11 protein-coding genes are annotated in these 12,981 nt (G+C 52.9%); 7 read left to right on the top strand and 4 right to left on the bottom strand.

From position 1 onward, the window contains the following. The first annotated feature begins 102 nt into the window (after positions 1-102). The 7 genes from EVJ21_RS04455 to EVJ21_RS04425 all read left to right on the top strand — a co-directional run bounded on the left by EVJ21_RS04455 (position 103) and on the right by EVJ21_RS04425 (position 8,522). On the top strand, positions 103-465 hold the full coding sequence (locus tag EVJ21_RS04455) for a response regulator (protein WP_070327845.1): 363 nt from the start codon (positions 103-105) through the stop codon (positions 463-465). Next, positions 462-3,020, top strand: coding sequence for a sensor histidine kinase (locus EVJ21_RS04450; protein ID WP_131466146.1), 2,559 nt, complete (start codon positions 462-464; stop codon positions 3,018-3,020). The genes EVJ21_RS04455 and EVJ21_RS04450 overlap by 4 nt, the downstream gene beginning before the upstream one ends. A gap of 137 nt (positions 3,021-3,157) precedes the next feature. Continuing rightward, positions 3,158-3,538 carry a YisL family protein gene (locus tag EVJ21_RS04445; protein WP_070327844.1) on the top strand — a complete coding sequence of 127 codons (381 nt, stop codon included), beginning with the start codon at positions 3,158-3,160 and terminating at the stop codon, positions 3,536-3,538. A 101-nt stretch (positions 3,539-3,639) separates the two neighbouring features. Continuing rightward, the gene (locus EVJ21_RS04440; RefSeq protein ID WP_131466141.1) at positions 3,640-4,641 is read left to right on the top strand and encodes a class I SAM-dependent methyltransferase; all 1,002 of its coding nucleotides are present in this window, start codon (positions 3,640-3,642) and stop codon (positions 4,639-4,641) included. Positions 4,642-4,745: 104 nt separating this feature from the next. Continuing rightward, complete coding sequence (locus EVJ21_RS04435) at positions 4,746-6,239, top strand: phytoene desaturase family protein (RefSeq protein ID WP_131489957.1); 1,494 nt, start codon at positions 4,746-4,748, stop codon at positions 6,237-6,239. Further along, a complete protein-coding gene (locus EVJ21_RS04430; protein WP_131466139.1) occupies positions 6,236-7,714 on the top strand; it encodes a phytoene desaturase family protein in 1,479 nt (492 codons plus the stop codon). The genes EVJ21_RS04435 and EVJ21_RS04430 overlap by 4 nt, the downstream gene beginning before the upstream one ends. After that, a complete protein-coding gene (locus EVJ21_RS04425; protein ID WP_131489956.1) occupies positions 7,683-8,522 on the top strand; it encodes a phytoene/squalene synthase family protein in 840 nt (279 codons plus the stop codon). The genes EVJ21_RS04430 and EVJ21_RS04425 overlap by 32 nt, the downstream gene beginning before the upstream one ends. 474 nt (positions 8,523-8,996) lie before the next feature. Here EVJ21_RS04425 and EVJ21_RS04420 read toward each other — a convergent pair whose 3' ends face one another. Genes EVJ21_RS04420 through EVJ21_RS04405 form a run of 4 tightly spaced genes read right to left on the bottom strand, consistent with a single transcriptional unit; the run spans position 8,997 to position 12,965 of the window. After that, positions 8,997-10,463 (bottom strand): phytoene desaturase family protein, encoded by a 1,467-nt coding sequence (locus EVJ21_RS04420; RefSeq protein ID WP_131459106.1) that lies wholly within the window; start codon positions 10,461-10,463, stop codon positions 8,997-8,999. 24 nt (positions 10,464-10,487) lie between these two features. Further along, the gene (locus tag EVJ21_RS04415; protein ID WP_131466133.1) at positions 10,488-11,555 is read right to left on the bottom strand and encodes a glycosyltransferase family 2 protein; all 1,068 of its coding nucleotides are present in this window, start codon (positions 11,553-11,555) and stop codon (positions 10,488-10,490) included. Beyond that, positions 11,552-12,250, bottom strand: a complete 699-nt coding sequence (locus tag EVJ21_RS04410) for a lysophospholipid acyltransferase family protein (protein WP_131466131.1) — start codon at positions 12,248-12,250, stop codon at positions 11,552-11,554. Before EVJ21_RS04410 ends, EVJ21_RS04415 begins: the two co-directional genes overlap by 4 nt. Continuing rightward, a complete protein-coding gene (locus tag EVJ21_RS04405; RefSeq protein WP_131466129.1) occupies positions 12,216-12,965 on the bottom strand; it encodes a carotenoid biosynthesis protein in 750 nt (249 codons plus the stop codon). Before EVJ21_RS04405 ends, EVJ21_RS04410 begins: the two co-directional genes overlap by 35 nt. Between the last annotated feature and the right edge of the window lie 16 nt (positions 12,966-12,981).

Genomic DNA, 12,981 nt, shown 5'->3' with positions numbered 1-12,981 from the left:
GATTGTAAAGGTGTACGGTTATAAACCGTGCATCTTTTATTTTTGTGATTACGAAATAGATTAGGTAAAATAATGGAATGAGATAATAATGGAGGAAACGTCATGGTGAAAATTCTACTAGCAGAAGATGAAGAAGTATTGCGCATGCTCGTATTAGATACGTTAGAAGATGAAGGATACGATATTGATGAAGCGCCAGACGGTCTTGAAGCCTATCGGCTGATCGAACAGAACGAGTACGACCTCGTGATTGTCGACCATATGATGCCAGGAATGACAGGTCTTGAAGTCATTGAGAAAGTGAGGAAGTTGCCGGGACGTCAACATACGAAAGTGATGATGTTGACGGCGAAGAGCCAACAATCTGACCGTGATTGCGCGAATGAGATTGGGGTCGATTATTTCATTTCGAAGCCGTTTAGTCCGCTTGAACTTGTGAAGATCATAGGAGGCATCGTGAAGTGAATAAATGGTTTAAACAAAAACTAGGACGTGACATCATGACCGTCCTATATTCGTTCCTCGCGCTCGCGCTCGTCGGATCGATGATCATGTACGTGCAGATGGAAACACGGGTCAGAGAGAATGAAGCCCGTCTCCAACAAGTCGATGAACGAATCAACCGATTGAATACGCTTTGGGACGAATGGCAGAGCGCGCAGTATGACTCACGGGGCTACTTGCTGTTCGGTGATGCGGAGGCGCTCGAGCGGGCCCAAAGTAAAGAAAATGAGTTCCAACAAGAAATCAACTGGTTCAAGGGTGCTGTCGAATCAAAACAAGGTGAGATCTTCGCAGCCGACCTACAAACCTTTCACGATTTTTACTTCGATGTGATCATGCCGGTCACGGCGGAATATGGTCAACTACGAGCGTCCGGGGAAATCACCGAGAATACGATTGACCCTGAAACCATATTGGCGTTGCCGACGGCCGAACGGTTGATTGAACAAGGTACCGTGCCGTACAATCCGGAACGCGGCATCGATACACTCGGTCCGATCCAACAGATCGAATCGTCACTCATGGACTACAAGGCGTTGATGAACAGTGAGAAAAACAGAGTGTACGCCGACTGGAAAGTGAACAATGATGTCTTACAGTTCTTATGGATTGCGAGCATCTTCTCGTTCGCGGCGTTGATTTTACTATTCGTCCAACCGTTCTTGCGTCGTCAGTCCCGTCTGATCTCTCGCCTGTCGGTCGCATCTGACCGCTTACTGAAAGGTGAGATCGTCGACTTGAGCGATCAAATGGAGCGCGAAGACGAGATCGGGACGATGTCCCGTTCGTTCAATAAGATGGCGGAGACGCTCCGTGAAAATGAACGTCACTTGATTGAGAAGAACCATGAGTTGCAGGCACAACAAGAAGAATTGATCGCCCAGCAAGAAGAGCTGCAAGCGCAGCAACAAGAGCTTGAAGAGATCTTGGAGCAGACGCAACAGAACGAACAGCATTTGGCGTACCGAAACGAATTGACCGAGACGCTCGCGGCTCGCGATTCGTTGACGGCTTACCCGGAGATCATCGAGAAACTTGTCGCCATTACCGATTCAGAAGTCGGGGCGCTCGTCTTCCTCGATGCGACAGGCTCGTTCTCTATCACGAGCCACGGGCTGAACGAGACGTTGTCGCGTAAATTGCTCGATAGCGAGAACTCCGTGTTGACGCGGGCGATGACATTGCGGACGACGGTCCATTCGTCGAAACAAGTCGCAAGCGACCATCCGCTACCGTATCCGTACTACATGTATGAGACGGCCGTACCGGTCCACGACCCGACCGATGATTCAATCATCGCCTTCATCTATCTTGTCCGTTACAAAGACCGCTTCACGCAGACGCAAATGGGCGATATCATGTCGTTCGCACGTCAGCTGTCGTTGTCGTTACTTCGGATGCGTCTGTTTGAAGAGATGACCCGTGAAAAAGGCAAGACCGAACGGATCCTCGATTCAATCCGTGAAGCTGTCATATACGTCGAACATTCAACCGACGACGTGTTCGTCAACCGGCCACTTTACGAGATGTTCCCAGAGCTCGATGCGATCACATCGAGTCAGCTCGCGGAATTGTCTTGGAACGAGTGGCGGGAGACGATCGCGACGACGGTCGACCAAGACGATGACTTCATGACATATACAGACCGTCTGTTCACAGACGACTTCCCGCACGACAGTGTCAGTTTCTCGATCCGTAAAGGGGAGATGAACTTACAGATGTATGCCGAGCGGATTGTCGTCGGCGGTTTGTCGAAAGGGACGCTGCTCGTCTTCCGTGATATTACGAGTGAGACCGAGGCTGAGCGCTTGAAGAGCGAGTTCATCTCGACGATCTCGCATGAGTTGCGGACACCGTTGTCTTCGATTTATGGGTTCACCGAGCTCATGGTCAAGAAACAGTTGCCGAACGAGAAACAGGCGAAATATTTGCAGACAATCCACGCTGAGACGGAGCGGTTGACGCATCTCGTCAACGACTTCCTCGACGTACAGCGCATGGAATCAGGTAGCCAAATGTATGACCGGGAACAGCTCGATATCGAGCCGGTCATCCAAGACATGATGACGTTCTACGAAGCGTCGTCATTGAAACACAAGTTCGAGCTTGTCACGGTCGACGACCGACCGTACGAACTGTTCGCAGACTGTCAGAAGTTCAAACAGCTGATGAGTAACTTGCTCTCGAACGCCGTGAAGTACTCACCGCGTGGCGGGAAGATCACGGTCGAGCTAGCCCATCACGACCAATCGATTTCGATTAAAGTGAAGGATCAAGGGATCGGCATTCCGAGCGACGCCCTCGATCGTCTGTTCGATAAGTTCTATCGGGTCGACAACTCGGATAGCCGTGAAATCGGCGGCACGGGACTGGGTCTCCCGATCTGCCAAGAAATCGTGCGCGGTCACGCCGGTCAAATCCATGTCGAGTCCGTCCAACATAAAGGCTCGACGTTCACCGTTGTGATTCCGAGCTTCGAACACGCTATTCGGGAAGAAGAACAAACGACGGCTTGATCAAAACAAGAGGAGGAGACGTGCCGTTCAATCGTGACAGGCACGTCTCTTTTTTGTGGTGTAAATGCGGGCTTGACCGAAAAGTGGCTTGTTCGTGTACAATAGTAGTTGTACATAATAAAAAGGGGGATTTTTAAATGCCATTGACAGCATTTCTACACACGCACGTCACGAGTTGGATTTTATTACTCGTCTTGTTCGCTGTCGCCTACATCGGCTACAAGAACGGAAACAAGAGCGGCAAGATCGCGCATATGGCGTTTCGGCTCATGTTGCTCATCGCGTTCGGCACAGGACTTTATTTGTACTTGCAACTGAACGGAGGCGGCATGTTCTACCACGTGAAAATCACGGTTGGATTGCTCGCACTTATCTTCGGTGAGATGACGCTCATTCGTTTGAAAAAAAGAAAACCATCGGGCGCTATGTTTGGCGGCTTCGTAGCACTGTCACTCGTGACGATCTTTATCGGTTACGCGTTACCGTACGGTCAGTCGTTCTTCAGCAACTTTATTTGAGTCACATCCCACTTCACACATCGAAGTGGGAATTTTTTGTTTGTCCGCAAATTATTAGGGGAAAATAAAAAAATCAGTGATAACGATGATGAGGTGAAACAATGGATCAACAAATGAATGAATGGTCGCGTGTATTACATGCGCGTAGATGGATGAAGCAAACCGAATCGTTCTTGCCGTTATGGCACGGCTATATCGGCTACAAATACGGATTGTTCGACGCGCTTCAAGGCGGGGCGAGCTTCGCTGAAATGACGCTTCGCTTGAAGCAGCCACTCACGAAGCTCGCACTCGAGCGTTGGCTAGAAGTCGGGGTCGCCGTGCGCCATTTGAAGAAGAAAGGGTGGCGCTATTTTCCGACACGTAGCTTGAAGTATCAACTTTCGCTCAAAGACGAGCGCAGCATCGGGTTCATGCTTCAAGAGATGATGGAACTTCATATCCCGGCACTCATCGCCTACCCAGACTTTTTAGAGTCCGGCAAACAGAAGACGTTCGACGGTGCGACACACGGGAAAGTCGTCGCTCAAACGTCGACGCTCGTCGAAACAGTCGCTTTCCCGGTCGTCCAACAGCTGCTCCGCCAAGCGGACGTCAAGACGATGCTTGATATCGGATGCGGCCACGGGGGCTATTTGCGAAAACTCCATGGTCTTGAGCCGGATTGGAAGTTGACCGGCATCGACCTCGAGCAAGAAGTCGTCGAAGAGGCACGTGAGCAAGATGAGACGGGTGAGATTCGTTACGAAGTGGCCGATTTCATGGAATGGGATCACGACGAGCGGTTCGATGCCGTCATGATGAACAATATGCTTTACTACTTCTCGCCCGAGCAGCGGATCGGACTGTTAGAACGGATGCTCAGTAATCTCGATACGGCAGGTGTCGCCGTTCTCGTCACACCGCTCGCGGAGTCACCGCTCGGCGCCCGCTTCGCTTCGGCGTTCAACGCGTTCATGACGCTCCACGATAACCTCCATCCGCTCCCGACGACTCGTCAGTTGCGCCGGCAATTGGAACAGGTCGGCTTTGAGAAAGTACGTTTCATTCCGTTTATACCGGAAGGATCTTGGTATATCGTCATCGCCGAACGAGGAGATTGAAACGTCCAGCGCACAGCGAACCGATTCAGATTTGAACTTGTGTCCAGTCATTTCTATAATAGAATAGAAGCATAAGAGACTTTTCACATAGGGAGTTGTTCAACGTGTCGGAAAAAAGAGTCGCAGTGATCGGTGCTGGGCCAGGTGGGCTTGCTGCCGCAATGATCTTGTCGAGCCGTGGTGTGGATGTAACCGTATTTGAGAAACAACCGTTTGTCGGTGGACGGACGTCACGTCTGCAAGTCGGGGAGTTCGCGTTCGATCGTGGCCCGACTTTTTTGAATATGCCGTATATTCTTGAAGAGATGTTTGAGGAGACGGGACGGGATTTGGCTGATTATGTCGATATGAAGCGATTAGAACCGATGTACGATCTTTACTTTGATCGCGGACAAAGCGTGCTATCGATGACGACCGACCGCGACCAGATGCGTCAATCGATTGAAGAGATGTTCCCCGGAAACGGTGAAGGGTATGACCGGTTCATGGCCGACCAGGCGGTCAAACTATCGAAGCTCATGCCGGTGCTCCAGACCGCCCATGATAAGCTGACGGATTACGTGTCGACACGCGTCTTGAAGGCGCTGCCGTTCCTCTCGATCGGAAAATCGCTATACGACGTTCTGTCTGAATACTTTACGAGTGAAGAACTCAAATACTCGTTCACGTTCCAAGCGAAGTACCTCGGGATGTCGGCTTGGGACTGTCCGGGCGGGTTCTCGATCTTGTCGTATATGGAACACGCTTACGGCGTCCATCACCCGATCGGCGGGGTGAACCAACTCTGTTCGGCGATGGCCCGTGTCATCGAGGAGGAAGGCGGGACGATCCGGTTAGGTGAAGCGGTCGACCGTCTATTGCTCGACGGGAAACGTGTCAACGGACTCGTGGCGGACAACGTCCATTACGCGTTTGACGAAGTTATCGTCGGGGCGGATTTTGCCCATGCGATGACGACGCTCGTACCGAGCGATACGCTCACGCGCTGGAGTCCGAAACAGTTGAAGAAGAAGCGCTATTCTTGCTCGACGTTCATGCTCTACCTCGGACTCGATCGCGTCTACGATGAGGTCGGCCACCATTCGATTCACTTTGCGGATGATTATGAGCGCAACGTCAAAGAGATGACGCAAGACTTGAAGCTGAGCGAGGATTTCTCGTTCTACGTCCAAAACGCGTCACGGATCGACCCGACGCTCGCGCCAGCCGGCAAGTCGTCGCTCTACGTACTCGTCCCGGTGCCGAACAATCTGTCAAACCTCCCATGGGACACGCTCGAGGAAAAGATGACCGAACTCGTCTTAGACGCACTCGAGACACGTTCGCCTTACCGGAACGTCCGCGATCATATCGAAGTGATGCAGGCGCTCACCCCGAACGATTGGGAAGCGTTTGGGGTCTACGAAGGGGCAACGTTCAACCTGGGACATAACTTGTCGCAAATGATGTACTTCCGTCCGCACAATCAGTTCGAAGAGCTCGACCATGTCTGGCTCGTCGGCGGTGGGACGCATCCAGGCAGCGGACTGCCGACGATTTTTGAATCGGCACGAATCACGGCCAACTTGCTTCGGGACCGGGCGGGTGTCGGACGATGAACATCAGTTTCGTTGGTGCCGGTATCGGATCGCTTTACGCCGCCTTGTTGTGGACTCATAAGCATCCGTCGACCCAAGTGACGATTTATGAGAAAGAGGACCGGGTCGGTGGGCGGCTCAACTATGTCGAGTTCGAGAACGGTGCTCGCATCGATGAAGGACCGACAATCGTCTTGCTGCCGAGCAAGCTGAAGAGCCAACTGCAAGAAGCAGGGTTTCCCGAACAGGAACTCGAACTGCTCGAAGTCGATCCGCTCTATCGCCTCCGTTACGAAGATGGGACGACGTTTCATAAATATCACGACATCGATCGTCAAGCCGAAGAGATTGAACGATTTTTCGGCGAAGGCGACTCGTTCCGTCGCTACATGGGGCAAAAGCGCGAGGAATACAAAATCGGTTTTGACACGTTTTTAAACCGAGGCTATAAAGGCAAGACCGACTTGTTCGAGCCGAGACTGCTCATGTTGCTCATGCGCCTGAAAGCGTATGAATCGGCTCATGAGAACATGAAGCGGTTCTTTAAAGATGAGCGGCTCCGGGTCGCCTATAGTCTGCAGACGCTCTACATCGGCGGCAATCCTTATGAGACGCCGTCCCTGTACGGCTTGATTCCATATCGCGAGCAAGAGGAAGGAATCTGGTACGTAAGAGGAGGATATTTCTCGCTTGCGACGAAGTTAGAACAAGAGCTGAAGAAACGGGGCGTCACGTTCAAGCTGAACTCGCCCGTAGACCGCGTCCGCGTCCAAGACGGCCGTGCTAACGCCGTCGTCGTCGATGGCGTCCCTCATCCGTATGATGCGGTCATCGTCAATGGAGATTTCCCGCTCATGGAACGTCTGATCGATGGAATCAAGCCGAAAGCGTACGAACCGTCGAGCGGCACACTGCTCCTCTATTTCACGGTGGACGGCGAGATTGAACTCCCGGTCCATCAGTTCGATTTGCCAAACGACTTTGCCGGGTCGATGCGTACGATCTTTGAAGATGGTAAACTGAGCAAGTATCCGGCGATGTATACGTTCAATCCGTCGCTCATCGATTCGACGCTCGCACCAGTCGGGACGAGTGTGCTTTATGTCCTTGTGCCGGTACCGCGCAAGTTAGAGCGACAAGATTTTGAACAGAGCGGGGCGATTGAACATCTCGTGTCCCGGATCGAAGGGATGGTCCCTAAATTTAGAGACCGTGTCATCGAGATGAAAGTCCGGACACCGATGGACGCGGAACGGTTCGGGTTGTTCGAAGGCGGAAGTTTTGGGATTGCCCCGAAACTTTCACAGTCGGCCGCATTCAAGCCGCAAGCCCGACCATACGCTCAAATCGAGCGCCTCTATGCCGTCGGTGCCTCCGTACATCCATGCGGTGGTGTCCCGATCGTGATGATCGGCTCACAGTTGTTAGTGAAAAGAATGGAAGAAGAAATGGGGGCATTGTACCATGACGAGGCAAGAAGCGTATCGTCAATGTGAAGAAGTGATGAAGAAAGGCTCGCTCACGTTTTATCGAGCCTTCTCCCTGCTGTCAAAACCGGACCGCCAGGCTGTCGCCGCGGTCTATACGTTTTGCCGGACGTTAGACGATGCTGTCGATGAGTCAGAGTATCCTGAGGAAAGTTTGACCGCATTTCTGGCGGAGTTCGACCGCTTTTTAGCCGGCAACGACCCAGACGGCGCTCTTTGGATTGCTTTACGCGACGTTTGGCAGCGCTATGACATGGACGTCGAGCCGTTCTTCGAGTTAGCGGAAGGCATGAAGTGGGATTTACATAAGACACGTTACACGACACTTGAAGAGACGGAACAGTACGGTTATTATGCGGCCAGCACCGTCGGTTTGATGTTGTTACCAATCCTTGTCCCGGACGCGAATATGGAAGCGCGGCAACAACTGAAGCAAGGCGCGATCGACCTCGGTATCGCCATGCAGTTGACGAACATCCTTCGCGACGTCGGTGAGGACTTGGACCGGGACCGGATTTATGTACCGCGCACGCTCTTAGCGCAACACGCGATGTCAGAGACCGATCTGTTCGAACGGAAAGTGACGCCTCAGTTCGTTGAAGTGTGGGAGACGATGGCTACCCGAGCGGAGACGCTATACCGCAGTGCCCGTGAGACGCATCACTTGTATCCGGCGACGAGCCGAAAGCCGGTCCAAGCAGCGGCGCTCCTCTATGAAGGCATATTAGACGCGGCCCGAAGTAACGACCATGATGTCTTTACGAAGCGCGCTTACGTATCGACACTTCAAAAAGGAAAGCTGTTAGCGAGACTTTGAAAGAGACCCGATTGCTCTCGCAATCGGTCGGGTCTCTTGCTGAACATACTCGAGCCTGTAGACACCGTCTGCAGGCTTTTAGGATACAAAAAAACCACTTTTGGCGGGGGACCAAAAGTGGCGTAAGCGTTATGTGATCCGTTCATCGGGGAAACGAACGAATCGGACGTGATGAACCCTAAAGATGTGCCTCGCTTCATGGGGAATGAAACGATGGGGCATCTTCGCTGAAGTAGGATGCTTGATGGACTAAGGGGGAACATCAGATGCATGCTATTCCAGCAACGGGAAACGAGTGGGGAAACTCGCTCATCACTTTTTTCTCGGGTGTGACAAGTTCAAAACGCGATTGGCTCGGGGAAGCCATTCGATCGCTACAGGTGTAACAAACGTTACAATACTGCTTGAACTCGATATGATGTTATCACGTCTGTGACTTGTCGACAAGTGTCGAATCCTCTGTTCACAAAATGTTCAAATTGTCAGAGGTATGTCCTCCAACATCGAACGAGCAGCGAACTGTCCTGAAAGCGTCACCATTGGGCTGCCGCCTCCAGGGTGGGTCGATCCACCCGCAAACCAGATGTTTGAGACGTCTTCCGAGCGCGAGGCCGGACGGAAAAACGCACCTTTTTTCGAGTTTGCTGACGTTCCGTACAACGAGCCGTAATACGCATAAAAATCACGCGTCAAGTCAAGCGGGGTCACGCGGCGGTGGAACAAGACGTCAGCGTCGTCCCAATCGACGCCGAATGTGCGCAGCCGTCGGCGGATCAAATGTTCATACGTCTCGGCATCGATGTCGGTCAAGTGGGCCGGAGCGTTGACGAGGATGAACAGATTGTCACCGGCCTCACCCATGGACGGGTCGGTGTAGGCCGAGTTCGAGATGTAGATCGTCGGTTCGTCGGCGTAGCGCTCTTCGTCGAACAAGGCACGGAACTCAGCCTCGTAATCGTCCGAGAAGTAGACGTTATGATGGGCGAGATTTAGACGTTTGTTCAGTCCGACCATCATGACGAAAGCAGAGACGGATGGCTCGACCGTATCCCGGGTCGGTACAGGGAACGAGGGACGATGGACCGCATCGACGAGCCGAGGATATTGGGTCAACAGCTCCCCGTTCAAAAGGACGGCATCACAAGACATGACTTCTTCATGGTCGATGACGACAGCATGCGCCTTACCGTTCATGACTTCAATCTTTGTGACTTCATGGCCGAGTCGGAACTCGACACCGAGCTCGCTCGCGCGTTTGGCGAAACCTTTGGCAATCGTCCAGTTCCCACCTTTGGCAAAATAGACGCCATCGTTCAACTCGAGATGTGAGATCAAGGCGAACGTGCCGGGTGTGACGTAAGGGCTGCTGCCGATATACGTCGCGTAACGGTCGAGTGCTTGGATGATGCGCGGATCTTTAAAATATTTTTTATGGAGCGCGTGCAAACTCTTAAGCGGATGGACCTTCATCATATCAGCCCAAAGACCTGTGTCGATTTTTGTGTCCATTCGAGTGAAGAAACGATTGTTGGCAATCTCAAATAGCTTTTCAGCCTCGTCCAAATACGCCGCCAATTGATTTTTGTCGGCTTTGTCACCGGTCAAGCGCCGGACTTCAGCTTCCATCTGTTCCCGTTCGGAGTGGAACGTGAACGTCGACCCGTCGGAGAAGTGATTGACCGTATGCGAGTCGAGTTTGACGAGTTCAAAATAATCCTCTGGGTTGGCCCCGCTGTTCCGGATGACGGAACGGAACACGTCCGGCATCGTGATCGTGTTTGGCCCGAAGTCGAAGCGGTGACCGTCCGTGATGATTGGCATGAGCTTACCACCGACGTGTTCATTTTTTTCGATGACGGTCACATCGTACCCGCGAGCCGCTAGTGTGACGGCGGCGCTCAGGCCTCCGAGACCGGCCCCGATAATAGCGATTTGTTTCATTGCAATGCGCCTCCTAACAATTTTCTAATGATACATCCGGCCTTTCCAAGTGATCGGCTTTCGTCTCCATTTTCGGACGACCGCGTTCGTGAGTAGGACGAGGTAGGCAACCAGACTGAACGGATGGAGCCAAAAATGGCGTCCGCCCGACTTTAAGTCGATGGCTAGCCGTGCGAACAAGACGAACAGGCTCGCTCCGAGCGATATCCAGTCTGGTCGGATGAGCAGGAAGATGAACGCCGATAACTGGACGCCGTAGTAAAGGGAAAAATAAAGGGCGATGCCCACTGCTTCATTCATTCCCTTGAATACGTTTTTTGAAAACCCGTTCCAGACTTCCTCGTTCGTCGCATACATATCGCACGTGATATAAGGCGAGACATTGACGAGCGACGTCACTTTTTTACGGCGCTTAAATTCGCGGCATAAATCGATATCATCAATCAGGGAGTCGTGGATCGAGGCGTGACCGCCGACTTCCTCATAACTAGTCCGTTCGACCAAGACGTTCATCCCGTTCGCAGCGGCGAAGGCGGGATGTCTCACTTTTCGCCAAAACAGCGGCAAGTGCTGGGCGATCAAGACGTGTTGCATCGGAATGAGCAGTTTACCGAGCCACGTCGGCGTCGGGAAACGGGGGAAGCCGGATAAAAAGACGGCGCCTTCCCGGACGAGCGTTCCGTGCATGCGGCCGACGAAGCTCGGGTCGATGGTCACATCGGCGTCGAGAAACAATAAGTAAGGTTCACGGGTCTGCGTCGCCAATTGATGACAGGCGTGTACTTTTCCGGACCAACCGTCGGTGAGCGGCACACCGCGCAAGATCGTGAACCGGTCGTCCGAGGCGATTTCCCGCACGAGCGCGTCATACGTCCCGTCCTCAGAGCGATCCTCATATAAGTAGACGTGACAGCCGGCGGTGAGGGCCGGCTTTAAACTGTTGATCAATTTTGGGACGTTCCGCTCTTCGTTGCGGAGCGGAATGCAAATCGCGGTCGGCGGCACCGGGATTGGGGCCGTGAGCGGACGAAGAAATGCCAAGTTGACCAGCGTGAAGAGAAACATGAGTCCAGTGAGCACGAATAGGATCATCGTTGTCTCCTCCCGATGTTGAGCAAGTGCTCCGTCCAGTCGGCGAGCCCGCGTCGTGGCGGAAACAACGACATGTACCGGTCCGACTGGGCGATCACATCGGCGCGCGTGTCGTCATAGAGCTGTTCGAGCGCTGTGGCGAGCTCTTGCTTTTGCTCCCGGCGTGTCGTCGAGACGACGGTATGGGTCCGGAACCGGACGTAGACGACCGGGGACGCATGCGACGCGAACGCGTAGTAGATGGCACAAAGCCGGACCTCGGGTTTTGCGAGTAGCATCGTCGCACCGGCCCCGATTTCAAGCGGCCGGTGCTCTTGCGGGTATTCGCGGCCTTGCGGGAACACCCACACCGATTTCCCGACGGACAAAAGCTGATTGGCATAGTTGAGAGAAGCGCGAATGTCGGATAACTTCCCTTTTTTGATGGAAAAGGCGCCTAAGTGACGGAAGAACGGAAAGCGTCGCAATCCGTCCTCATCCATCAGGACGTGAACGTCGTGCCGTAAATAATACTCGTTCAACATGAGCAAGATAAGTCCGTCCCACCAAGAGCTGTGTGTGCTTAAAAAGAGGCCCGGCGTCGGAACGTCATCAGCCCGAACGTTGATCGTGTGAAAGAACGGTCGGATCTGGCGTTCTTTGACGAACGTTGAAAAGATGTTACTGAACCATTTCTTTTTGTTCGCTTCGATCATGACGCAACCTCCGTTCCAAATAGATGACGCTTGCCGTTACAATACTTAGCACACCGATCCCATAAAGACCGGCGTTGACCGCGGTGACGCCGAACAAGGCGTGAAGCATGACGAACAAGTAGCGTCCGTGCATAAGTAAAGTCGGCTCTGCTTCGACTTCGAAGCGGTCGAGTAACCATGAGAAGATGAGCGACAGTCCGAACCATCCGACGAAGTTTTGCGTCGGGATGTCATAATAGAGACCATCATTGGCCCATTCCCAGTAGCCTTTCACGTTGGCTGCGACCGGATCGATCGCCATGTCTAACCAGACCGCCAAAAATGGGACGAGCCAGAGCGTCCGTCGCTTGAACGCGAACAGGCGGGCGACAGCGAAACTTGCGCCGATGACGGCGAGCCAGGCCGCGCCAATCGTGACGGGTACGCCGAACACGGTCGGACCGAACGCTTCGGCATAAATGTACTCGCTGAAAGGGAACCCGGTTTTGACACCGAGCGTCTCTACAGCGATCGAGCCGAAAAAGATGAACGGCACGATGAAACGTGCGTGACGGACCCCGTCGGCAATGACCCACCCTCCGATGAGGCCGGCGAGCCATAAGAAGACCGGGTTCGCCCATTCGAGCCAACTCGGCAGTAAATCAAAGCCGACGAGAACAACGCCGACGACGTACCAGACTAAAAATAATTTCCAAATCCATGGATACACTTTCATCAAATCACCTCACCTT

The organism is Exiguobacterium sp. SH0S2 (genome assembly GCF_004337185.1).
Classification (GTDB): domain Bacteria; phylum Bacillota; class Bacilli; order Exiguobacteriales; family Exiguobacteriaceae; genus Exiguobacterium; species Exiguobacterium aurantiacum_A.
Note: the sequence above shows the minus strand (reverse complement) of the source record. Positions and strands in the feature narration are given on the sequence as shown.

Excerpts from the sequence above, each read along its gene's own strand:
- EVJ21_RS04455 (WP_070327845.1), top strand. The coding sequence starts at position 103 with ATGGTGAAAATTCTACTAGCAGAAGATGAAGAAGTATTGCGCATGCTC.
- EVJ21_RS04445 (WP_070327844.1), top strand. The coding sequence starts at position 3,158 with ATGCCATTGACAGCATTTCTACACACGCACGTCACGAGTTGGATTTTA.
- EVJ21_RS04440 (WP_131466141.1), top strand. The coding sequence starts at position 3,640 with ATGGATCAACAAATGAATGAATGGTCGCGTGTATTACATGCGCGTAGA.
- EVJ21_RS04430 (WP_131466139.1), top strand. The coding sequence starts at position 6,236 with ATGAACATCAGTTTCGTTGGTGCCGGTATCGGATCGCTTTACGCCGCC.
- EVJ21_RS04425 (WP_131489956.1), top strand. The coding sequence starts at position 7,683 with ATGACGAGGCAAGAAGCGTATCGTCAATGTGAAGAAGTGATGAAGAAA.
- EVJ21_RS04420 (WP_131459106.1), bottom strand. The coding sequence starts at position 10,463 with ATGAAACAAATCGCTATTATCGGGGCCGGTCTCGGAGGCCTGAGCGCC.
- EVJ21_RS04415 (WP_131466133.1), bottom strand. The coding sequence starts at position 11,555 with ATGATCCTATTCGTGCTCACTGGACTCATGTTTCTCTTCACGCTGGTC.
- EVJ21_RS04410 (WP_131466131.1), bottom strand. The coding sequence starts at position 12,250 with ATGATCGAAGCGAACAAAAAGAAATGGTTCAGTAACATCTTTTCAACG.
- EVJ21_RS04405 (WP_131466129.1), bottom strand. The coding sequence starts at position 12,965 with ATGAAAGTGTATCCATGGATTTGGAAATTATTTTTAGTCTGGTACGTC.